This is a genomic window from Pseudomonas fluvialis (assembly GCF_002234375.1).
Classification (GTDB): domain Bacteria; phylum Pseudomonadota; class Gammaproteobacteria; order Pseudomonadales; family Pseudomonadaceae; genus Aquipseudomonas; species Aquipseudomonas fluvialis.
In genome coordinates this window covers 118,191-140,079 of sequence record NZ_NMQV01000005.1, presented here as the reverse complement: position 1 = coordinate 140,079, position 21,889 = coordinate 118,191, and the positions used below count along the sequence as shown (strand labels likewise).

Genomic DNA, 21,889 nt, shown 5'->3' with positions numbered 1-21,889 from the left:
CATACCCCAAGGTGGCTTTAATACGTGCTGGGGTATGCCAAGCAAAGGCTGTGCCGCTCTAGCATAGGCCTTTGCGGGCGGGCTGGGCGGCAGGTGACGGGCTTGTACAACGGCTCCGGCTGCCCTGGCATGGGGCGCTGCGCACTGTGTTGGCGCAGTCGGCGAGCCACTCAGGCCGCTGCCGCGGCTTGCTCGTCACGCTCGCCATACAGTGCGTTGCCAATCACCTGTTGTGCCTGGCGGGCCAACTGGTTGCGATTGAGGCCACGACTGCAGAGTGGCGGCAGCAGATGAATTTCCACGTCGCGTACTTCACCCCGCAGCAGGCGCAACAGGTGGCTGAGCATGTCGTCGTCGCCGACGAAGGGGGACAGGCTGCAAGGCTGACCGCGGTGCAGGTAGCGAATGGCGACCGGTTGCAGCGGTATCTGTAGCTCGATGGCACTGCTCAGCAGGCGACCATGGAAGGTGCGCAAGGTGCTGCCATCATGAGTGGTGCCTTCGGGAAACAGCAGCAATGGACGACCGTCCTTGAGGTAGCGCTGCAGTTGCTGATTGAGCCACTGGCTATCGCCGGCACCGCGACGAATGAACAGCGTGCCGGCCTTGTGCGCCAGCCAGCCGGCCAGTGGCCAGCTGCGTACTTCGGCCTTGGACAGGAAGGACAGCGGGGTGAGCTGGCCGAGCAGCGGGATGTCTGCCCAGGAAACATGGTTGGCGACCCACAGCATCGGCTGCTCCGGGAGCTGGCCAGTGATGCGCAGCCGATAGGGCAGGGCATTGCTCAGGCGCGCCATGAACCAGCGTGTCAGCCGTTGGCGCAGGGCTGGCTGCTCAGCGCCGCGCAGCCGTTCCAGCAGGCTGATCAGGCCACCCAGCAGGCCACCCAGTACGAGCACCAGGCTCAGGCGCAGTAGGCGCAGTGCAAGACGCACGCTCGTCATGGCTTCCTCGATTCAACCCAGTGGGCAGCCAGTATGCCTGCTTTACACCGCTGCCTTGAAGTGCCGGGCATAGCGCGGGCACAGTTCATCGCGCTTGAGCAGGATGAACACGTCGGCCACCTGGAAGTCCGGGTCCCAGCACGGCTCGCCGCAGACCTTGGCCCCCAGGCGCATGTAGGCCTTGAGCAACGGGGGCATTTCGCTGATCAGGTTGTCTGGCAGTTCCAGGCGCGGTAGCGGCTGGCGGGGCTCGGCACGCAGGTACTCGGTGCACAGGTGACGTTCGCGCAGGCGCTGCATGATCGCCTGGGCCTGCAGGCCGCCGTCGCGCATCGGAATGCTCGCGCAGCCCATCAGGTAGCGATAGCGCCCCTCGTTGAGGATTTCCGCCAGTTCGCTCCATAGCACGGCGATGGTCGCGCCGTTGCGATAGGCCGGATCGACACAGGTGCGACCGATCTCCAGCAGCGGCCCTTCAAGGCCAGCCAGTCCGTGCAGGCGGAACTCTTCTTCGCTGTAGAAACGACCAAGATCAGCGGCGGCCTGATGATCGAGCAGGCGGGTGGTGGCTACCAGCTCGCCATTGCTCAGGTCACGCACGCCGATGTGCTGGCAGTGTGGGTCGTAGTCATCCATGTCCAGACCGAACTCGGCGCCCTTGAGCTTGGCGGCGAATTCGCTGCTGAACACTCGGTAGCGCAGGGCCTGGGCTTCGCGCAGGGCAGCGATACCCTGCAGGCGTTCGGCGCGCAGGCGGCGGCTCGGTTTGCCGGTGGTCTGGCTGGCGGTACGGTGGCGGGCGATCTGGGTCATGGGCAGGCCTCGATGGACCGGTGCAAGGCGGTTGCAGCCGGAGGGTCTTGTTGGGCAAGCTCAGGCTAGAAAAAGCAGGTGTCACGCCCATGAACATTGCATGATGCTTGCGTGACAACCACGACAAGGAGAATGGCCATGCCCTGGAGCGAACTGCTCAGCCTGCGCGAACGCCTGGACGATGCCCCGCTGGCGGAATGGTACGAAGCCTTGCTGGCGCGTGCCGGGCAACAGCCCTTGCGCCTGGCGCTACTGGGTGGGCGCCTGGCCAGCACGCCGGGGCGTGCGTTCCTGGCCGGCTACCAGGCGGCGTTGCGTGCCTTGTGGCCGGCGGCACCGCCCAGCCTGGGCGCGTTGTGTGTGACCGAGCAGCGTAGCGTGCGCCCGGCGGATATGCAGACCCGCCTCGATGGCCTGACCCTGACCGGCAACAAGGACTTCGTCACGGCCGCCGAGGCGGCCGACTGGCTGCTGGTCGCAGCACGCGAAGAGCCGGCCGGAGCCGCGCCGCAAATCGCTCTGGCGGTGCTGTATGCCGGTGCGCCGGGCGTGGTGCTGCAGGGCTTGCCGGGTATGCCGCTGCTGGCGGATATCCCGCATGCCCGTCTGCGCTTGCAGCAGGCACAGTGCGAACGGCTGCCGGGTGATGGCTGGGCCGAGTACTGCAAGCCGTTCCGCAGCCTGGAGGACCTCTACGTGCTCTGCGCGCTGCATGCCTGGCTGCTCGGCGTGGCCCAGCAGTGCGCCTGGCCGCAAGCCCTGCAATTGCGTGTACTCAGCCTGCTGGCCGGATGCGCCGAGGTGGCGCGCCAGCCGGCCAGCGACGCAGCGGGGCACCTGCTGCTAGCGGGGCTGTTTGCCCAGCAGGAAGCCCTGTCTGCCGATATCGACGCGGCGTTCGCCAGCAGCCCAACTGCCTGGCAGCAGCTCTGGCAGCGTGACCGTGCGGTGCTTGGCCTGGCAGCCAAGGCGCGGGCGCGCCGTCTGGACGTGGCTGTGCAGCGCCTGGGCCTGTGATGGTCATCCTCCTGTCACGGTGCGCTGCTGTGCTGGGCCGGGTATTCGGCGGCTCGGGGTGGCGCATGCGTGGTGTTCTGCGGGGAATCTGCGGGCTGTTGCTGCTGGTTTCGCCGGCTTGGGCAGAGGAGGTATGGCCTGTGCCGGACTGGCAGGTGCAGCCCGTGGTGGCCGATCAACGCCTGGCAGCGTTGCAGGCTTACGCCTTTGCGCCGCGTGACGAAACCACCCGCCAGGGCGTGCGCAGCAACGCCCTGCTGGTGGTGCGTGATGGCCGGGTAGTGTTCGAACATTATGCCGCCGGTGGCGGTGCGGACATCCCGCAGTTGAGCTGGTCGGTGAGCAAGAGCCTGATGGCTAGCGTGCTGGGCGTGGCCTGGAGCGAGGGGCGTTTTCGTCTGGATGATCCGGTGCAGCAGCATTACCCGCCCTTTGCTGCCCACCCGCAGGTCAAGATGGGCCACTTGTTGAACTGGGCGTCCGGGCTGGACTGGCAGGAAGACTACGAATTCGCTCCCTTGCGCTCGTCCGTGGTGGCCATGCTGTATACGCGCGGGCGCAACGACATGGCTGGCTTTGTCGCCGCGCGCGATGCCGCGGCAGCGCCCGGTACACGCTTCAACTATTCGAGTGGCGACAGCAATGTGCTCAGCGCCGCACTGCAGCAGATGCTTGGCAGCGCCTATGCCGATTACCCCTGGCGGGCCCTGTTCGAGCCACTGGGCATTCGTTCGGCGGTGTGGGAGCGCGATGGACAGGGGCGCTTCGTGGCGTCCTCCTATGCTTACCTGAGTGCCCGCGACCTGGCGCGGGTCGGCCTGCTCATGCAGCGCCAGGGGCGCTGGGTGAATCGCCAGCTGATCGACCCAGCCTGGGTGGATTTTGTCCTCAGCCCCTTTGCCGGCTACCAGGCCAGTCAGCAGGCGCCCGGCGCGCCGTTGCCGGGCGCGCACTGGTGGCTCAACCGGCCGCCTGCCGGGCAGTCGGCGCGGCCCTGGGCGGATGCCCCGGCAGACACCTTTGCGGCGCTGGGGCATTGGGGGCAGGCGCTCTATGTGGTGCCCAGCGAAGGGCTGGTCGTGGTGCGCTTTGCCGATGACCGGGATGGCCGTTTCAGCCATAACCAGCTGTTGGCCCTGGTGCGTGCCGCCTTCAGCGCGCCGCAGGAGCACCCATGAAAACGCTGCTCAAGGTCATTCTGCTGCTGGGTGTGCTGCTGGGGCTGTTGGCCTGGAGCCAGCGCGAACACCTGGGCGCCTTTGCGCACATCCTGCCGTCCTATGCGGCCAAGGAGTACTGTTCCTGCCGTTATGTCATGCAGCGCTCGATGAGCGACTGCCAGGCCTATGTGCGCCAGTGGTTGCCGCTGCAACGTCTGCTCGATGAGCCGCAGGCGCGCCGTGTGGTGGCCTATGGCCTGGGTCAGCGCCATGCCGCGCAATGGCGGGGGCCGCGCGAAGGCTGCCGGCTGGAAGCCTGGAGCGCCGAGTGACGGGCCTGCCGGACAGCCGGTTGTTTCCCTGGCGTGCCGGCAATCGCTGCGAATTGCTGGTGGATGGCGAGTGCTTTTTTCCGCGGCTGCTCGCGGCGATTGCCGCGGCGCGCCAGCAGGTGGCACTGGAACTCTATCTGGTGGAGCCCGGCAGCTGCTGGGCGGCTCTGGAAGCCGCGTTGTGCCAGGCGGCACGACGCGGAGTACGCGTGCGTTGCCTGTTCGACGGTTTTGGCAGCCTGGCGCTGGGGGCCTTGCCGGCGCAGCGCCTGAGCGAAGCCGGGGTTGAACTGCAGCGCTATAACCCGCTGCGCTGGCGTGCCGGCTGGCGCAACCTGCACCGCGACCACCGCAAGCTGCTGGTGGTGGATCGTCAGTGCGCCTTCATCGGCGGCAGCGGGGCGACCGATGCCTTCTGGCATCCGCCCAGCGCCACGAGTCCCTGGCATGAGGTGATGGTGCAGGTACAAGGCCCGCTGGCGGCGGACTGTCAGCAATTGTTCGAGCGCTGCTGGTCAGCCTGCCAGGCCGGCGCGCTGCCCTGGCGACAGTCGCAGCGTCAGCGTGCGGGTAGCCTGCCACCACGCCCGCTGCTGGGCTTGGGCATGGCCCGCCTGGCGTTTGCCGATGCCCGCCAGCAGCGCGATATCGTCCAGTCGCTGCTGGGGCAGCTGGCCCGTGCCCGGCAGCGCATCTGGCTGGCCACCCCCTATTTCCTGCCCAGTCGCAAGGTGCGCCGCGCATTGCGCCAGGCGGCACGGCGCGGCGTCGAAGTGCGTCTGTTGCTGACCGGGCGGCTCACCGACCATCCGCCGGTGCGCTATGCCGGGCAGCGCTACTACCCTCAGTTGCTGCGCGCCGGGGTACGGATTTTCGAGTATCAGCCGCGTTTCCTGCACCTCAAACAGGTGCTGGTTGATGACTGGGTGAGCGTGGGTTCCTGCAATTTTGATCACTGGAACCTGTACTGGAACCTTGAGGCCAATCTGGAAAGCCTCGATCCCGGCCTGGCGCAGGCGGTGGCCGACTGCTTTGTCGAAGACTTCCGGCACAGCCTGGAAATCGACCAGGCAAGCTGGCGGGCGCGGCCCTTGCTGGTGCGCCTGCGTCAGCGCCTGTGGGGCTGGCTGGACCGTCTGCTGGTCAACCTGCTGGACCGTCGTCGCTGAAATAGCCGCTTCGGTAGTATCCGGCTGTTACCCGCAGCGGGCACCGAGCGCGGATACTGGCGGCTCATCGAACCCATAGGAGTGCTGTCATGACTGCGCCGAAACTGCTGATGCTGGTTGGCGACTACGCCGAAGACTACGAAACCATGGTGCCCTTCCAGGCCCTGCAGATGCTCGGCTACGTCGTGCATGCGGTGTGCCCCGGCAAGCAGGCCGGGCAGTTTGTGCGTACCGCCATCCATGACTTCGAAGGCGACCAGACCTACAGCGAGAAGCCCGGGCACAACTTCGTGCTCAACCACGACTTTGCCCAGGTGCGCGCCGAGGACTACGCCGGCCTGCTGGTGCCGGGTGGTCGTGCGCCGGAATACCTGCGCCTCAACGAGCAGGTGCTGGCGCTGGTGCGCGCCTTCGATCAGGCCGGCAAACCCATCGCCGCGGTGTGCCACGGCGCGCAGCTACTGGCCGCCGCGGGTATCCTCAACGGGCGCGAATGCAGTGCCTACCCAGCCTGTGCTCCCGAAGTGCGTCTGGCCGGTGGCCGTTATGTGGAGATTGCCGTTGACCAGGCGCATGTGCAGGGCAATCTGGTCAGTGCACCGGCCTGGCCGGCACACCCGCAATGGCTGGCGCGTTTCGTTGCCCTGCTCGGTGCACGGATTACTCTGTAAGGCTTTAGACTGCCGGTTCTGGCAGGCGGGAGAAGGCGATGTGCGAGCTGTATGTCAAAGCCGATCCGATTCTCTACGAATCGCGTTCGCGCTCACTGCGTATTCGCGGTGTGGTGACCACGCTGCGTCTGGAAAACCAGTTCTGGGACATCCTCGCGGAGATTGCCGCCAGCGATGGCATGACCACCAATCAGCTGATCAGCAAGCTGTATGACGAGGTCATGGACTATCGCGGCGAGGTGGTCAACTTCGCTTCCTTCCTGCGCGTCAGCTGTATGCGTTTTCTCCGCCAGCCGGCCCACAGCGTGGCGCCAAGCGCAGCGCCGGGCCGGTTACGCGGTGTGCCTCACTGATACATCCAGAAATTCGGATGCTCCGTGTTCTTGCTGCTGTTCGCCGGGCGTGGCTGGGCGGAGAGTAGCAGGCGGTGCAACAGTTTCATGGTCATTCCCCCGGGGTGTGCGTTTTTCTGTGGGGGCGATGATGGTCTGTGCCGCGCCGGTACGGAATTCGATTGTGCCTATGCCGGCGATTGGTAAAAGCCAATAGCCTTCAGGGCTCGCGTTCCTCCAGCAGGTTGGCCGGCTGCCAGGCGCTGTGTGCATGGTGGCCACAGACCTGGTTGCGGCCGCCCTGTTTGGCCAGGTACATGCGCCGGTCGGCCAGCTCCAGCAAGCTCCGGCAGTCGGAGGCATGGTCATGCAGACGTTCGGCCAGGCCGATGCTGGCGGTCAGTGCCTGGCCGTCCGGGCGTCGGCCAAAACCGCGCTGTTGCAGGCGCTGCAGGGCCAGGCGAGCCTGCGCCAGGTCGGTATTGGGCATGACCAGCAGGAACTCTTCGCCGCCCCAGCGCAGCAGGCTGTCGGAGTCGCGCAACTGAGCCTGCAGGTGGCTGGCAAAGTCGCACAGGGTGCGATCGCCTGCTTCGTGGCCAAAGTGATCGTTGATTGCCTTGAAATGATCCAGGTCGATGAACGCCAGGCTCAGCGGCGCTGCGTTGCGTTGGGCACAGGCCCAATGCAGGTCGAGGATTTCTTCGGCGCTGCCACGTGACAGGATACCGGTCAGCGGATCGTGGATGGCCTGGCGAACCAGGGTGATCATGAAGGCCAGCTGGCTCATGCTGGCCAGGGCGGTTACCCCGGCAATGAGGATCAGCAGCCAGAACCCCCCGGCATAGGAAGGCCAGTTGAGGGTGGACCAGCCCAGGTAGCCGGCCAATCCCTGGGCGAGCAGCAGCAGGCTGGCCAGGGCGAGGTTTTCCTGCAGGCTGAGCGGGAAGATGGCCAGCCCGGCCATCAGCACAAAAGGCAGGAAGGCATAGCCGGTGGCCACGGCAGCGGAAAACTCGCTGAGCTGGTGGGTGCCGAGCAACGTGTGCGAGGCCACGTAGAACAGCGTGGGAATGGCAAACAGTAGCGTAATGGCCCGGTAGGCATCGAACAGATCGCCGCTGGGGCGATAGAACAGCAGCAGACAGACAAAGGCGCTGCTGGCCAGCAGACGGAACAGTGCCAGGCCCGACCACAGAGCGAAGTCGAAGACCATGATGTCGATCACTGCCCAGAGCGGTGTCAGCACGGCGAACAGCAGGGCAAACAGACGCACACGGTTGACGATCATGGTCGCCCGCCGCTGGTCGAGCAGCAGGGAGTGACGGGCCGGGGAGAGCAGTTGCGGCAATTCACTGGGCAGCAGCTCGCCAGGCAGCAGGCTACCCAGGCGGCGGCTCAGGGAGTCGAAGAGGACTTTCATGGTGTTCTCGCACGCGCTATCCGGCAGCGTCCTGCTACCGGCACCCTGCCAGTATCCTGCCGGGTATGCCAGGAAATCCTGATATGGATCATGAAGCCTGCGCGCGGCGAGAGGCTATGCTGCGCCGCAGACAGTTGCCGAGGCCCAGTAACCACGGGCATTGCCGCGTGTTTGCAGGCGGCCCTGCGACCATCTGTCTCAGTCGGTGCGACGGCAGGCGTGCGCTAGCATGCCGTCGCCATAAACCTTGTAGCCTGCTCGGGAACCTGCCCTTGACCTATTTGCAACGACGCCGCACGGCAAGCTGGCTTGGCCTGGTGGCCATGCTGTTGCTGCTGGTCGGCCCGTTGTTGGGGCAGAGCCTTGCGCAAACCACCAGTGCTCCGGCCTGGCTGAGTGAACTGAGCTGTGCGGAAGGCCATGAGGCGCCCACGCAACCGGCTCAGGCGCACATGGACTGGGCCAAGTGTGGCTACTGCACCCTGCTGTTGCAGTCGCCCGCCCTGACCAGTGCCCAGCTACCCCTGCCGGCCCCGCTGCCCGCCGTCGAGGCAGCGCTCTGCACGCGTACCCTGGTAGTCCAGGGCAGCCCGGTGTTCCCCGGTGCCCTGACCCGTGCCCCACCGTATGCCTGAACCGTGCAGCACGGCTGCACATGCTGCTTGCCGGCCATGAGGCCACGGTGCTTGACCGTGGCGTGCCGTTGTCTTGTCTTTGTTCAGGAATACCTTTTATGTCCCGCTCTCTGCGTATCGAAAAGCAGGCCTGTGCCGCCCTGCTGATGTTGCTCAGCCCCTTGGCCCTGGCGGTAGAAGCCGCCAACCAGGATCCCCACGCCCATCATCAGATGGCTTCCGCCGAACTGGATGCCACGCTGATCGAGGCTGCCGCGGATGAACTGGGCGCCCGCCAGGTCAGCCAGGAAAGCCTGCGTAGCCTTGCGCCAAGCACCAGTGATACGGCCAGCCTGCTGCGCGGCACACCGGGCGTCAGCCTGAACGGTGCGGGGGGCATCTCCAGCCTGCCGGCGATTCGCGGGCTGGGTAACGACCGCCTGCGCGTCAAGGTGGATGGCATGGACCTGATTGCCTCCTGCCCCAACCATATGAACCCGGCGCTGTCCTATGTTGCGCCGAGCAACCTCGGCAAACTGCAGGTATTCGCCGGGATCAGCCCGGTCAGCGTGGGCGGCGACAGCATTGGCGGTACCATCATCGCCGACCGTGTGGCCCCGGAGTTTGCCGCGCCGGGCGCCGCCAGCCTGAGCAAGGGCGAGGTGGGTGGCTTCTATCGCAGCAACAATGATGCGCGAGGCGGCAATTTCTCGGCGCTGCATGCCACCGAGCAGTTCCACATCCGCTATGCCGGCAGCTACAGCAAGGCCAACAACTACACGGCGGGTGGCAAGTTCAAGAACAGCCGCGCCACCGGGCGCCTGGGCGAGGGGGCCGGGCTGGACGAGGTGGCCTCCACCGCCTTCGAGCGCCGTGACCATGAACTCGGCCTGGCCTACAAGCTGGGTGAAGACTTGCTGGAACTGACCCTGGGCTACCAGCACGTGCCGCAGGAGCTGTTCCCCAACCAGCGCATGGACATGACCGACAACACCCAGGAGCGCATCAACCTGCGCTACCTGAGCCAGTTCGCCTGGGGCAGCCTGGAGACCCAGGTCTACCACGAGAAGGTCGAGCACGAGATGGATTTCGGTCCGGACAAGCGCTTCTGGTACGGCATGCAATCCATGGTGCCGGGTTCCACGGACAGCCGCCCCTGTGGGCCGATCGGCACGACCTGTGCTGCCGGCATGCCCATGGAAAGTGAAGGCAAGACCCTGGGCGCGAGTATCAAGGCGAATATCGAGCTGAGCGCCAGCGACCTGCTGCGCGTGGGTAGCGAATACCAGCGTTATCGCCTCAACGACTACTGGCCGGCCTCCGGTGGCAGCATGTGGCCGGGTACCTTCGAGAACATCAACGATGGTCAGCGCGATCGCCTGGCACTGTTCGGCGAGTGGGAGCAGCAGGTCAATCCGGCCTGGCTGACCCTGGTAGGCCTGCGCTTCGAGCATGTCGCCACGGATGCCAGTGAGGTGCATGGCTACGGTGGTGCGCAAGGCAACCAGATTCCCGAAGCAGCGGCCTTCAATGCCAGCGACCGCAGCCAGCGCGACAACAACTGGGATTTCACTGCCCTGGCCCGCTACAACCACAGTGCCAACCTGGACCTGGAATTTGGTGTGGCACGCAAGGTGCGCTCGCCCAACCTGTATGAGCGCTACACCTGGTCGAGCTGGCCGATGGCGGCGACCATGAACAACTTCGTCGGCGACGGCAATGGCTATGTCGGTGATGTCGATCTCAAGCCGGAAGCGGCGCATATTGCCTCGGTGACCTTCGACTGGCACAGCGCAGACCGTAGCCACGAACTGAAGGTCACGCCGTTCTATACCCGCGTCAACGATTTCGTGGATGCCGTGGCACTGCCCGGCGCGACCGTGACGCCCAACCAGTTCAACGTGCTGCAATATGCCAACCAGTCGGCGCGCATCTATGGCGTAGACATCGCCGGGCGCATGCCGCTGCTGCGCAACGAGCTTGGTCAGTGGGGCCTGGAAGGGGTGATCAACTACAGCAACGGCAAGAACCGCGAAACCGGCGATCAGCTGTACAACATCATGCCGCTCAACACCACCCTGGCCTTGACGCAGCAACTCGGCAACTGGAGCAACAGCCTGGAAATGGTCAGCGTGCAGGCCAAGAACGACGGTTCCGACTTGCGCAACGAAATCCAGACGCCCGGCTACACCCTGTTCAACCTGCGCCTGAGCCATCGTTGGGACAACCTGCGGGTCGACTTCGGAGTGGAGAACCTGGCCGACAAGTTCTACTACCTGCCGACCGGTGGCGCCTACACCGCCCAGGGCCGCACCATGTCGATGACCATGGGCCCCGCCTGGGGCACGGCAGTGCCGGGTATGGGCCGTTCCGTCTACACCGGCTTCAACCTGAGCTTCTAAGCCGCTGCGCCGTCCGCGTAGCGCCAGGTGGATCGGGCGATACGCGGACTGTGCTCAGGATTGGTCCCAGGCTTCGACAATCAGCCACTGCTCGGGCTGGCAGGCTGCCACGCGCTCTGGATGGTAGCTGCTGAGCGGGCCTTTGCCCGGGGCGCCCGCCTGCAACAGGGGCAGTACGGCGTGCGCCGCCAGGCGATAGCGATTGGGGTAGCCGTTGCCCTGCAACTGGCTGGCGTGACCACTGTCGAGTAGCGGACGCAGCCAATCCAGGCCACCCAGGCCGCTTTCCCAGCTGGCCAGGGTGTGTTCCGGTATCGTGCCGGTTTCCGGGTAAATCACTATCCACCAGCCGAGCATATGGCCTCCTTGCCTTGCGCCTTGTCAGGGGTTGCGTCTAATGGTCTTGAGCAGCTCTTCCGGGGTGATCTGCCCAACGATATGCCGTTGACCGGCAGCACTGCCGGGCGGCGGTTGCTGCAGGATATGTCCTTTCATCTTGCCGATGATGTGCATCTCGCACGGTTTGCAGTCGAACTTGAGGGTCAGCACTTCGTCGCCATGCACCAGCTGCATGGGTTCCACCTTGGTGCGTACGCCGGTGACGCCCTTGGCCTGCTTGGGACACAGGTTGAAGGAGAAGCGCAGGCAGTGCTTGGTGATCATCACCGGCACTTCGCCGCTTTCCTCGTGGGCCTCGTAGGCCGCATCGATCAGCTGTACCCCGTAGCGTTGGTAAAAGGCGCGCGCCTTGGCGTTGTAGACATTGGCCAGGAAGGTCAGGTGGCTGTGCGGGTACACCGGCGGCGGTACGCTGACCGGCTTGCGCGTGCCGCGCGGGTGCGCCTGCAGGCGTGCGGCATCCAGGGCGGCGATGGCATCGCGGCGCAGCGCCTTGAGTTGCGAGCCGGGGATGAACGGCACGAGGTCACCCTGCAGCTGTACGCCGCGGCTGTAGTAGAGGGTCGTGCCCAGCTTGCTCAGCGTGTCGCAGAGTTGCTCGTGCGCCTGTTCGGCGTTGTTGGCGGCGACTACGGCGCCACTCAGCTGAGCACTGGCGGTGATGCCTTCCTCGCTGCTGACCTGCAACTCCAGGTGGTCTGCCTGGACGAGCAGTTGCCAGTGCACGGCCACCCGCCGCTCGGCGGAAGGCTTGAGCAGGGCCTGCTGCCAGTTATGGTCGAGGTTGCGGTTGAGCGGGTGCAGCGGACGCAGGCGGCTCAGCGCGGCGGGCAGCTCATTGGGCTCGATGCGGTAGCGCAGGCGTGGCTGGCCGTCTTCCTCGAAGCTGTCGAGCAGTTCCACCACATTGGCGCGAAAGCCCACCACTTCGCGCTTGATCAGCACGTTCAGGCCGTCGCCGTTGGCCAGCGGGGTATCGGTGACGGCGACCAGCGTGCGCTTGTCGACCTTCTCCACCTGGCCGACCGGCAGGCCGGTGAAGGTGGGCGAGTCGAAGGCACCGATGTCGATCAGCCGGTCGCGTACGAAATAGTCAGTGCTGCCACGATGGAAGGTCTTGTCCGGATCCGGGCGGAAGAAGTGCTCGGTACGGCCACTGGAAGCGCGGCACAGGTGCGGGCGCTGTTCGAGGATGGCATCCAGCTCGCGGCGATAGTGGGCGGTGATGTTCTTCACGTAGCCGACATCCTTGTAGCGCCCCTCGATCTTGAAGGAGCGCACGCCCGCGTCCACCAGGTCGGCCAGGTTGGCGGTCTGGTTGTTGTCCTTCATGGATAGCAGGTGCTTCTCGAAAGCGACCACCCGGCCCTGTTCGTCCTTGAGGGTGTAGGGCAGGCGGCAGGCCTGCGAACAGTCACCGCGATTGGCGCTGCGTCCGGTTTGCGCGTGGGAGATGTTGCACTGGCCGGAGAAGGCCACGCACAGCGCACCGTGGATGAAGAACTCGACGGTGGCATCGACGTTTTCGCTGATGCTGCGGATTTCCTGGAGGTTCAGTTCGCGGGCCAGGACGATCTGCGAGAAGCCGGCCTGAGAGAGGAACCTGGCCTTGTCCAGGCTGCGGATATCGCACTGGGTACTGGCATGGATTTCGATAGGCGGAATGTCCAGTTCCATGACGCCCATGTCCTGGACGATCAGCGCATCCACCCCGGCATCGTAAAGCTGGCGGATCAGCTGCTGGGCGCCCGGCAGTTCATCGTCATGCAGGATGGTATTGAGGGTGACGAACACCCGCGCATGGAAGCGATGGGCAAAACCCACCAGTTCGGCGATCTCGCCGACCGTATTGCTGGCATTGTGCCGCGCGCCGAAGCTGGGGCCGCCGATGTATACGGCATCGGCACCGTGCAGGATGGCTTCGCGGGCAATGCCGACATCGCGGGCCGGACTGAGCAGTTCGAGATGATGCGCGGGTAGGGACATGGCGGAGACGACTAGTCGAAAAGGAACAGAAAATAATAGCCCCGGCCTGCATAGGCAGGCCGGGGCTGTGGGGCTTCAGGCTCAGTTGATCTCGACAGCCAGGCTGTCGTGGATCTTCTTCTGCCAGATGGCCGGGCCGGTGATATGCACGGACTCGCCGTTGCTGTCGACGGCCACGGTGACCGGCATGTCCTTCACTTCGAACTCGTAGATCGCTTCCATGCCCAGCTCGGGGAAGGCCAGCACCTGGGACTTCTTGATCGCCTGGGCGACCAGGTAGGCGGCGCCGCCGACAGCCATCAGGTACACCGCCTTGTTGTCGCGGATCGCCTCGATGGCAATCGGGCCGCGCTCGGACTTGCCGATCATGCCCAGCAGGCCGGTGCTTTCGAGGATTTGCCGGGTGAACTTGTCCATCCGCGTGGCGGTGGTCGGGCCGGCCGGGCCGACCACTTCGTCGCCGACCGGATCGACCGGGCCGACGTAGTAGATGAAGCGGCCCTTGAGGTCCACCGGCAGCGCTTCACCCTTGTTGAGCATGTCGACCATGCGCTTGTGCGCGGCGTCGCGGCCGGTGAGCATCTTGCCGGAGAGCAGGATTGTCTCGCCGGTTTTCCAGGTCTGTACTTCCTCGGGCGTGACGCTGTCGAGGTTGACCCGGCGCACGCCGGCACCGACTTCCCAGGTGATGTCCGGGTAGGCGTCGAGCGGCGGCGGGGTCAGTTCAGCCGGGCCCGAGCCGTCGAGCACGAAATGCGCGTGGCGGGTGGCGGCGCAGTTGGGGATCATGCACACCGGCAGCGAGGCGGCGTGGGTCGGGTAGTCCATGATCTTCACGTCGAGCACGGTGGTCAGGCCGCCCAGGCCCTGGGCGCCGATGCCCAGCTGGTTGACCTTGTCGAACAGTTCGAGGCGCAGTTCCTCGATGCGGTTCTGCGCACCGCGGGCCTTCAGCTCGTGGATGTCGATGTGCTCCATCAGCACTTCCTTGGCCATTACCGCGGCTTTCTCCGCGGTGCCGCCGATACCGATGCCGAGCATGCCCGGCGGGCACCAGCCGGCGCCCATTTCCGGTACGGTCTTGAGTACCCAGTCGACGATCGAATCGGACGGGTTGAGCATGGCCATCTTCGACTTGTTCTCGGAGCCGCCGCCCTTGGCCGCGACGTCCACTTCTACCTTGTCACCGGGGACGATGGCGTAGTGGATCACCGCCGGGGTGTTGTCCTTGGTGTTCTTGCGGGCACCGGCCGGGTCGGCCAGGATCGAGGCGCGCAGGACGTTCTCCGGCAGATTGTAGGCGCGGCGCACGCCCTCGTTGATCATGTCGTCGACGCTCAGGGTGGCACCGTCCCAGCGCACGTCCATGCCGACCTTGATAAACACGGTGACGATGCCGGTGTCCTGGCAGATCGGCCGGTGGCCGGTGGCACACATGCGCGAGTTGATGAGGATCTGCGCCATGGCATCCTTGGCCGCCGGCGACTCTTCACGCAGGTAGGCTTCGTGCATGGCCTGGATGAAGTCGACGGGGTGGTAGTAGGAGATGAACTGCAGGGCGTCGGCGACGCTCTGGATCAGGTCGTCTTGCTTGATCACGGTCATGCTGGGCGCGCTCCTCTATGAACGGGAACATCTGTAGGAAACGCCGGACCACGACCCGGCGCAGTGCTGAATGCGAAGGGCCGGCAGTATAACCGCTGTCAGGGTGCTATGGCCTTATACGTTGCGTTAATTGCCCGGATAGGACAAAGCCTGTCCCTCTGGTCAGGCCAGGTGGCAAAGAGTACAGTCGGCCGAATTACCTGACCGGGATGGAACCCATGTCCAGCCGTACTGCAGAGCACGCCAGACAGCCTTCGCAGCGCCTGTTGCTCAAGCGTTTTGCCATGGCGCTGGGCAGTTATGCGCTGGTGATCCTGCTGGTGCTGTTGGCCTATGCGCTGGGGCTCTATCAGGCCGATGGCCCGGCCTTGGCGCTCAATTTGCTGCTGTTGCTGTTGAGCCAGCTGGTCTTCCTGTGTCTTTACCTGTCAGGTATCAACCAGCGACTCTGTGATCCCAGTCTTACCGAGGCCCAGGTGCTGGTGGCGCTGGCCTGGTTGAGTCTGTTTCTCTGGCATGTGCCGACCGCCCGGGGCGCCTTGCTGGGTATTTACCCGCTGGTCATGCTGTTTGGCGCTTTTCAGCTACGGCCCTGGGTATTTGCCCGCTGTGCGGCGCTGGCCTGGCTGTTGTTTGCCGGCATGAATGGCTGGGATGCCTACCACCTGCAACTGGACAGCGCGCCTCAGGCGCTGTTGCAAACCGCTGTGCTGGGCGTGTTGCTGCTCTGGCTGAGCCTGTTCGCCGTGTATGTGCAGGACCTGCGGCGGCGCATGATGCGTCGCCGTTCGGCCCTGCTGGCGCATCGCGATACGCTGCGCGGGATGATGCAGCAGCTGGAGGAACTGGCCGCTACCGACGAGCTGACCGGGCTGTACAACCGCCGGCATTTCCTGCAGCTGGCCGAGCGCGCGCTGCTGACCTTGCAGCCTGGCCAGCGCCTGGGCCTGGCGCTGATCGATCTGGATCATTTCAAGCGCATCAATGACCAGCATGGGCATGCTGCGGGGGATCGCGCCCTGCAGGCGTTCGCCGCCGTGGCGCGCGTCTGCCTGCGTGATCACGACATCCTGGCCCGTTACGGTGGTGAAGAATTCGTTCTGTTGTTGCCTGAGTGCGATGCCGAGCGCCTGACCGCCTGTTGCGAGCGCTTGCGCCTGGCCTTCAGTCAGGCCGAACCGCTGGAGCAGCCGGTGCAGGGGCTCAGCCTGTCGGCGGGCATGGCCCTGCTGGGGCCGGGCGATGACCTGGATCGCGCGTTGCATGCCGCGGACCAGGCGCTGTACCGCGCCAAGCATGAGGGACGCAACCGCTGCCTGGCTGCGTGGACCGCCGGCCATGTCGATTGAGCTGTTCCTCGACCAGCAGCGATTCAGCGCCGAACCAGGGGAGAACCTGCTGGATGCGCTGAATCGACAGGGCGCGGCGATTCCCTTCAGTTGCCGCGCCGGCCAGTGTTATGCCTGTCTGGTGCAGTGTGTACAGGGGCGGCCGGACTGTCCGCCGCCACCGGGGCTGGCCGAAGGCTGGTATCCGGCCTGCCAGTGTCGGGTGCGCGAGCCCTTGCAGTTGCGCCGAGGCGAGCTGGTCGGGCAGTCGCTGGGCGTGCAGGTGCAGGCGCTGGACTGGTTGCCTGGCGAGTTGTTGCGGCTGCGCCTGCAGACGGAGCGGCCGTTGCGCTACAGCGCCGGGCAGCATCTGCTGCTGTGGGCTGACGAGCACCTGGCGCGGCCCTATTCGCTGGCCAGTCTGGCGGGGGAAGATGACTTTCTGGAACTGCATATTGCCGGCCATCGTCCCGGAGCCTTCGCCGACCGGTTGCGCCAATGGCAGGTCGGTGACCGCCTGCGCATCAGCCAGTTGCGTAGCGGCGCGCTGCACTATGACCGGCAATGGCAGCAGCAGCCACTCTACCTGCTGGCCAGCGGCAGCGGCCTGGCGCCGCTCTGGGCTGTGCTGCGTGAGGCGCTGCGTGCCGGACATAGCGGGCCTGTGGTGCTCTACCACCTGGCGCGTGATCGACACAGCCATTACCTGGCCGAGTCGTTGGCCGAGCTGGCGCAGCGTGCCGGCAATCTTGAGGTGCATTTGCCCTGCACGGCCGAGTTGCCTTCTGTCCTGGCGCAATTGCGCCTTGTTCCCCGTCAGGCGCAGGTCTTAGTCTGCGGGGCTGCCGAGTCCCTGGAGCCGCTGTGCCGCACGCTGTTCATGGCCGGCCTGCCGCGCCAGCAACTGCTGGTGGAAACCTTTACCCGGCGCGAGCATCGCTGAGCTGTTGCATGGCTCGGCGTTTGCCCGTGCGCCCTCGGAGAGCCGACACGATGGCCGTAGAACAGCATCTGGAGCAGGGTGTACTGACCCTGCAGTTGCATCGCCCGGACAAGAAGAATGCACTGACCCGCGCCATGTACAGCACCCTGGCGAGCGCGCTGGATGCCGCCCAGGATAATCCTGAGGTGCGTGTGATCTTGCTTACCGGCGGTAGTCAGTGCTTTACCAGCGGCAATGACCTGCAGGACTTTTTGCAGGGTGGCGCACTGGCTGAGGACAGCCCGGTCTTTCATTTCATGCGCGCACTGTTCGACTGTGGCAAGCCGGTCGTGGCTGCCGTGGCAGGGCCGGCGGTGGGCATTGGTACGACGCTATTGCTGCATTGCGATCTGGTCTATGTGAGTGCCGATGCCTACTTGCAGATGCCCTTTGTCACCCTTGGGCTATGTCCAGAATATGGTTCCAGCCTGATTTTGCCGCGCCTGCTCGGCATGCAACGGGCCAATGCCTTGTTGTTGCTCGGTGAGGCCTTCAGTGGTGAGCAGGCGGCCGTCTGGGGCCTGGCCAATGCGGCGCTGGCCGATGGCCCGCAAACCCTGGCGCATGCCCGCCAGCAGGCGCTGCGCCTGGCCGAGCAGCCTGCTCAGGCGCTTGCGCTGAGCCGCCAGCTATTGCGTGCGGAGCAGCGTGAAGCCTTGCGTGCACGCATTCACGAAGAAGGACGGTTGTTCGCCGAGCGCCTGCAGTCTGCCGAGGCGCGCACGGCATTGCTTGCGTTCCTGCAGCGCCGCAAGCAGGCCGTCAGCTGCTGAGCCGAGCCGTCAGTCCGTTGAGCGCGGCTGACAGTTCATGCAGGTGACTGCTGGCCTGTTCGGTACGCTGCACCGTCTGTTGGTTGCGCGTGGCGATGTCGGTGATGTCGGTGAGGTTGCGCGAAATGTCTTCCGCCACGGAGGTCTGCTCCTCCGCCGCCGTGGCAATCTGCCGGTTCATGTCGCGGATGGCTTCTACCGCCTGGGTAATCTGCTCCAGCATGCCGCCGGCGGCATTGACCTGCTCCACACCGGCCTGGCTGCGTTGCTGGCCGCTCTCGATGGCACGTACCGCGTTCAGCGCACCCTGTTGCACGGTGTCGATGATCTGATTGATCTCCGCCGTGGACTCGGCCGTACGCTGCGCCAGGGTGCGGACTTCGTCGGCGACCACGGCAAAGCCACGACCCTGCTCGCCGGCACGGGCGGCTTCGATGGCGGCGTTGAGTGCCAGCAGATTGGTTTGTTCGGCAATGGCGCGGATGACATCCAGCACCTTGCCGATACGGCTGCTGTCTTCCTGCAGGCGGCGGATGACCTCGGCGGTGGCGGTGATTTCCTCGCTGACACTGCTGATGGTGGCAATGGTCGCGCGCATGACCTGCTGGCCCTGTTGCGCCGAGCTGTCCGCCTGGTCGGCAGCCTGGGCCGCGTCACCGGCGTGGCGTGCCACCTCCTGTGCCGTGGCAGACATTTCATGCATGGCCGTGGCCACCTGGTCGGTGCGCTCGAATTGTTCGTGGCTGCCCTGGCTCATGATTCCGGCGATGGCGCGCAACTCGTTGCTGGACAGGTCCAGTTCGCTGCTGCTGTGGCGTAACTGGCTGCTGGTGTCGGCGAGGAAATCGCGCAGGCGGTTGGCGGCGTCTGCCAGGCGCCCCAGCTCGTCTTCACGACGCAGGTCGATGCGTTGCCCGAAGTGTCCCTGGCTGAGGGTGTCGATATGCCTGATTACCCGGGCAATTGGCGCGATGATATTGCGATTGACCAGCCATAGGCAGGCCAGGCCGATGAGCAGGCTAGCCAGCAGCAGCACCGCCAGGCCGATGCTGTGCGTGCGGTCGGCGGCTGCGCTGATTTCCCCCGCTTCGTGCAGGGCCTGCTGGTTGAGCTGCTCGCTAAGTTGGGCCATCTGCTCGCTGGTGGCGCGGTCGATGCCGCGCACCGCCTGGTCGCCGGCCAGGTGATCGGCGTTGGCGGCGAGAAAGTCCTGGTTACCCTGGCGGTAGGCCTGGCCCATGCGCTGGTGCTCGTTGCGCAGCTGTTCAATCTGCTGGCGTAACGCCTGGCTGGCGTGGCGTGCGGCCAGTTGCTCGGCTTCGCCAAGCAGGCGCTGCACCTTGGCTTCCTGTGCCTGGAAACTGCTCCAGTGCTTGCTGTGGCTGTCGCTGTTGGCGCCGCGCAGCAGCACGTTCTTCCATTCCTGTACCTGGGTCTTGAACTCCAGGTTGGCGGCATTCACGCGATTGGCGATCTGTTGGGTGCCGTCGAGCAGTTGCCGGTAGCTGTCGATGCCGGTCGACAGCGCGCGAAAACTGCCCAGGGAAATCAGCAGGGTCAACAGGAGACCGACGCTGATCAGCGTCAGCAGTTGGGCGCGCAGGGAGCGTTGCAGGAACATGGTGAGAGACTCGTGATAGCGGGACTAGCTAAACGGTAGTAGTCCGCAAAAAGGAAGGTGTTACGTTTTTGTGACAGCGCACGGACGTCGCGTTGCGACGGCTGTTTGACGGGGTAATTTTGACGCGTTGTGCGGTCGTGCTCAAGCGCTTCGCCAATGGTTGTCCCACAGGCCCGCGGGCAAGCTCAGTGGCGTGACGCGCGGGGTAGGCGTGCGGCAGTCCAGCAGGCGGCAACGCCCCTGTCCCGTGCTGACCAGGAAGCCTTCGGTGCAGGCAGTGATACCGGCACAGTCGGCCAGCGGCAGGCTCAGGCGCAGCGTTTCCCGGTCCAGGTCCCAGAGCAGGCAGTGTCCGCCGCGCGGGGCGGTGACGGCAAGCAGGCGCAGCTCATCGTGGATGGCCAGGCTGGCCGTGTACTGATTCATCAGCTGGCGCTGTGCTTCGCCAATGGTGAAGGCGCGCAGCAGCTGGCCGGGGCGTTTGATCGCGAGCAAGGGCACGGCCTGCTCTGCGGCGCCCATGAACTGTTGGCCGCAGACGATGGTGCCGTCGCTGGCCACGGCGAGGTGGCGAATGCTGTTTTGCTGATCGGCCAGGCGCTCATGGGAGAGCAGTTGGCCGTCACGCTGCAGCAACACCAGGCTGGCATCCATGGCGTCGAGGTTCATTGCCTGGCGACTGTCGGCTTCGGTGCGGATACCGCCGTTGGCGATCACCAGGGTTTCGCCGTCGTTTTGCCAGAGCAACTGATGTGGCCCCACGCCATGGCTGCTGTGCTCGCCAACACGTTGCAGGCGACCCTCGGCGAGCCGGTAGCAGCCGATCACCCCGCGACCGGGTTGGGCGGTGTCATTCTCGCAGCTGTACAGCCACTCACCCGCGCCATGGAACACCGCATGGCCCTGGAAGTGTCGCTCGGCGGCGCTGTGCAGGGTTTGCAGCAGACGGCCGTCGCGCGTGTCGATCAGGTAGCTGGCGCGACTGGGACGGCGACCGACGAACAGCGCCAGGGGCAAGTGCGGGTGCACGGCGATGTCATGACAGCGTTCGGCAACCGGCGTGGCGAATTGGCAGCGCCCGTCCTGGCGATAGCCAACGGCGTAATGGCGACCTTGGCTGTCGTCGCGGGCTGACAACAGCAGCGGTGCCTGACCACCTAGCCATTGCCAGCTGGCCAGGCCGCCCAGGGCCATGCCGCCAGCGGCCAGTCCGAGGAGTGTACGGCGTTGCACGTTTCAGTCTCCATCGTGGGCGTTAAAGCCCAGCTGGATGCCCAGTGCGCCGGCGAGGTCGCGTTCCTGCAGGCGGTGCAGGCGATCCAGGCTGACATACAGCGCATCCAGTTGGGCACGCCCGGCGTCGTTGCTCAGCAGCTTGTCGAGCGGTTGCTGGAGCGCGGCCAGTTGCTGGCGGATATCGGCATAGGCCTGGTCAATGCGCTGACGCAGCGGTTGCTGGGTGTCGTCGAGCAGGCTGGCGATACCCTGATCCGCCTGGCCTTGCCAGAGTTGTTCGGCGCTGTGTACGGCCGCTGCCAGGCTGTCGAGGCTGGCCTGGCTGCGCCAGAACTCGGCTTGCAGAGGTTGCGGGATACCCTTGCTGAGCTTGCCGATGGCGGTACCGAGTTTCTTCTTGAGCAGATCCAGGCCGTTGACCTGGGCGCGTAACAGCTCAGCCAGCGCTTCGTCGGCCTCGGCAAAGCGTGTGTTGGGGAACTGCTGCAGGTGCTTGAGGAAACCCTGTTCGCCTTGCAGTTCGGCGAGGATCTGCGCGCTCAGTTGTTGTTGGTGTCCGGCGATATGGCCGAGCAGGGCGCAATAGCGCTGCCGGTCAGCCGGGCGGGCGAGATCCAGTTGGCTATCGAACAGCAGGTATTCGTAGGCGCTCAGGCCCTGTACCACGACACTGGCGCGTTCCAGCTGTGCGCGGCTCAGTGCGGGGTGTTGGTCAATCAGGTTCTCCACCTGACGGCGTACCAGGTTCTTCTTGTCGGGCCAGAACTGCACCTGCCAGGCGCGGTTGCCTTCGCTGAGTGGGCCGAGTTGTAGAGGCTGCAGGGCTGCCCATGAGCGCTGCGCGGTTTGCAGGTCTTGGCGCGCCTGTGGCAGTGCATTGTCCGCTGGCTGCGGCGTAGCGCAGAGGGCCTGAGCACTGACCGGCAGCTGGGCGCTGGCGCTGGCCCAGGCCTGATAGGCCGGCAGCAGCATGTCGTTGGCCAGGCTGGCACTGGCGGACTGACGTGGGTCGCTGGGGCTGCAGGCGACGAGGCCCAGCGCGGAACAGAGCACGAACAGATGGAGGGGGCGCATGGTGACTC

General features: G+C 65.3%; 20 protein-coding genes. 11 read left to right on the top strand and 9 right to left on the bottom strand.

The annotated features are described in order from the left end of the window. Positions 1 to 170 precede the first annotated feature (170 nt). Complete coding sequence (locus CFY91_RS04240) at positions 171 to 944, bottom strand: lysophospholipid acyltransferase family protein (RefSeq protein ID WP_093985100.1); 774 nt, start codon at positions 942 to 944, stop codon at positions 171 to 173. A gap of 42 nt (positions 945 to 986) precedes the next feature. Beyond that, positions 987 to 1,757, bottom strand: coding sequence for an L-ornithine N(alpha)-acyltransferase (gene olsB / locus CFY91_RS04235; protein WP_093985099.1), 771 nt, complete (start codon positions 1,755 to 1,757; stop codon positions 987 to 989). Between the two features lie 138 nt (positions 1,758 to 1,895). Here olsB and CFY91_RS04230 point away from each other — a divergent pair, with 138 nt between their 5' ends. The 6 genes from CFY91_RS04230 (at position 1,896) to CFY91_RS04205 (ending at position 6,459) form a co-directional block, all read left to right on the top strand. Beyond that, complete coding sequence (locus tag CFY91_RS04230) at positions 1,896 to 2,774, top strand: acyl-CoA dehydrogenase middle domain-containing protein (RefSeq protein WP_093985098.1); 879 nt, start codon at positions 1,896 to 1,898, stop codon at positions 2,772 to 2,774. A 65-nt stretch (positions 2,775 to 2,839) separates the two neighbouring features. Next, a complete protein-coding gene (locus CFY91_RS04225; protein ID WP_093985227.1) occupies positions 2,840 to 3,952 on the top strand; it encodes a serine hydrolase domain-containing protein in 1,113 nt (370 codons plus the stop codon). Continuing rightward, positions 3,949 to 4,266, top strand: a complete 318-nt coding sequence (locus tag CFY91_RS04220) for an amidase (RefSeq protein WP_093985097.1) — start codon at positions 3,949 to 3,951, stop codon at positions 4,264 to 4,266. Before CFY91_RS04225 ends, CFY91_RS04220 begins: the two co-directional genes overlap by 4 nt. Then, positions 4,263 to 5,435, top strand: a complete 1,173-nt coding sequence (locus CFY91_RS04215) for a phospholipase D-like domain-containing protein (RefSeq protein ID WP_229727177.1) — start codon at positions 4,263 to 4,265, stop codon at positions 5,433 to 5,435. Before CFY91_RS04220 ends, CFY91_RS04215 begins: the two co-directional genes overlap by 4 nt. An 89-nt stretch (positions 5,436 to 5,524) precedes the next feature. Next, positions 5,525 to 6,106, top strand: coding sequence for a DJ-1/PfpI family protein (locus tag CFY91_RS04210; protein ID WP_093985095.1), 582 nt, complete (start codon positions 5,525 to 5,527; stop codon positions 6,104 to 6,106). Between the two features lie 38 nt (positions 6,107 to 6,144). After that, positions 6,145 to 6,459 (top strand): ribbon-helix-helix domain-containing protein, encoded by a 315-nt coding sequence (locus tag CFY91_RS04205; protein ID WP_229727176.1) that lies wholly within the window; start codon positions 6,145 to 6,147, stop codon positions 6,457 to 6,459. Between the two features lie 199 nt (positions 6,460 to 6,658). On the opposite strand, the gene CFY91_RS04200 is transcribed toward CFY91_RS04205, so the two are convergent. After that, positions 6,659 to 7,861, bottom strand: coding sequence for a GGDEF domain-containing protein (locus tag CFY91_RS04200; RefSeq protein WP_093985094.1), 1,203 nt, complete (start codon positions 7,859 to 7,861; stop codon positions 6,659 to 6,661). A 272-nt stretch (positions 7,862 to 8,133) separates the two neighbouring features. Between CFY91_RS04200 and CFY91_RS15980 the strand changes: the two genes are divergently transcribed. Together CFY91_RS15980 and CFY91_RS04190 are read left to right on the top strand one after the other, a co-directional pair. After that, entirely contained in the window at positions 8,134 to 8,496 is a 363-nt protein-coding gene (locus CFY91_RS15980; RefSeq protein ID WP_165765299.1) for a DUF2946 family protein, read from the top strand. A gap of 98 nt (positions 8,497 to 8,594) precedes the next feature. Continuing rightward, positions 8,595 to 10,877 carry a TonB-dependent receptor gene (locus CFY91_RS04190; protein WP_093985092.1) on the top strand — a complete coding sequence of 761 codons (2,283 nt, stop codon included), beginning with the start codon at positions 8,595 to 8,597 and terminating at the stop codon, positions 10,875 to 10,877. Positions 10,878 to 10,931: 54 nt separating this feature from the next. Here CFY91_RS04190 and CFY91_RS04185 read toward each other — a convergent pair whose 3' ends face one another. The 3 genes from CFY91_RS04185 to CFY91_RS04175 all read right to left on the bottom strand — a co-directional run bounded on the left by CFY91_RS04185 (position 10,932) and on the right by CFY91_RS04175 (position 14,867). Further along, positions 10,932 to 11,234, bottom strand: coding sequence for a hypothetical protein (locus CFY91_RS04185; RefSeq protein ID WP_093985091.1), 303 nt, complete (start codon positions 11,232 to 11,234; stop codon positions 10,932 to 10,934). A gap of 24 nt (positions 11,235 to 11,258) precedes the next feature. Further along, positions 11,259 to 13,262: a peptidase U32 family protein gene (locus tag CFY91_RS04180; protein ID WP_093985090.1), complete on the bottom strand. Its 2,004-nt coding sequence runs from the start codon at positions 13,260 to 13,262 to the stop codon at positions 11,259 to 11,261. A gap of 81 nt (positions 13,263 to 13,343) precedes the next feature. Next, positions 13,344 to 14,867, bottom strand: coding sequence for a fumarate hydratase (locus tag CFY91_RS04175; protein ID WP_093985089.1), 1,524 nt, complete (start codon positions 14,865 to 14,867; stop codon positions 13,344 to 13,346). 218 nt (positions 14,868 to 15,085) lie between these two features. Between CFY91_RS04175 and CFY91_RS04170 the strand changes: the two genes are divergently transcribed. From CFY91_RS04170 to CFY91_RS04160, 3 genes are read left to right on the top strand one after another with little or no spacing between them, the layout of a single operon-like run. Further along, entirely contained in the window at positions 15,086 to 16,216 is a 1,131-nt protein-coding gene (locus tag CFY91_RS04170) for a GGDEF domain-containing protein (RefSeq protein WP_165765298.1), read from the top strand. After that, the gene (locus tag CFY91_RS04165; protein WP_093985088.1) at positions 16,206 to 17,138 is read left to right on the top strand and encodes an iron-sulfur-binding ferredoxin reductase; all 933 of its coding nucleotides are present in this window, start codon (positions 16,206 to 16,208) and stop codon (positions 17,136 to 17,138) included. The genes CFY91_RS04170 and CFY91_RS04165 overlap by 11 nt, the downstream gene beginning before the upstream one ends. Before the next feature lie 50 nt (positions 17,139 to 17,188). Next, the gene (locus CFY91_RS04160; RefSeq protein ID WP_093985087.1) at positions 17,189 to 17,950 is read left to right on the top strand and encodes an enoyl-CoA hydratase-related protein; all 762 of its coding nucleotides are present in this window, start codon (positions 17,189 to 17,191) and stop codon (positions 17,948 to 17,950) included. Here the strand turns inward: CFY91_RS04160 and CFY91_RS04155 are convergent. The 3 genes from CFY91_RS04155 to CFY91_RS04145 all read right to left on the bottom strand — a co-directional run bounded on the left by CFY91_RS04155 (position 17,940) and on the right by CFY91_RS04145 (position 21,881). Further along, positions 17,940 to 19,571: a methyl-accepting chemotaxis protein gene (locus CFY91_RS04155; RefSeq protein WP_093985086.1), complete on the bottom strand. Its 1,632-nt coding sequence runs from the start codon at positions 19,569 to 19,571 to the stop codon at positions 17,940 to 17,942. The two genes, CFY91_RS04160 and CFY91_RS04155, sit on opposite strands and share 11 nt — an antisense overlap. Positions 19,572 to 19,712: 141 nt before the next feature. Next, complete coding sequence (locus CFY91_RS04150) at positions 19,713 to 20,804, bottom strand: DUF1513 domain-containing protein (RefSeq protein WP_165765297.1); 1,092 nt, start codon at positions 20,802 to 20,804, stop codon at positions 19,713 to 19,715. Between the two features lie 3 nt (positions 20,805 to 20,807). Next, positions 20,808 to 21,881, bottom strand: a complete 1,074-nt coding sequence (locus tag CFY91_RS04145; RefSeq protein ID WP_093985085.1) for an imelysin family protein — start codon at positions 21,879 to 21,881, stop codon at positions 20,808 to 20,810. Positions 21,882 to 21,889 lie beyond the last annotated feature (8 nt).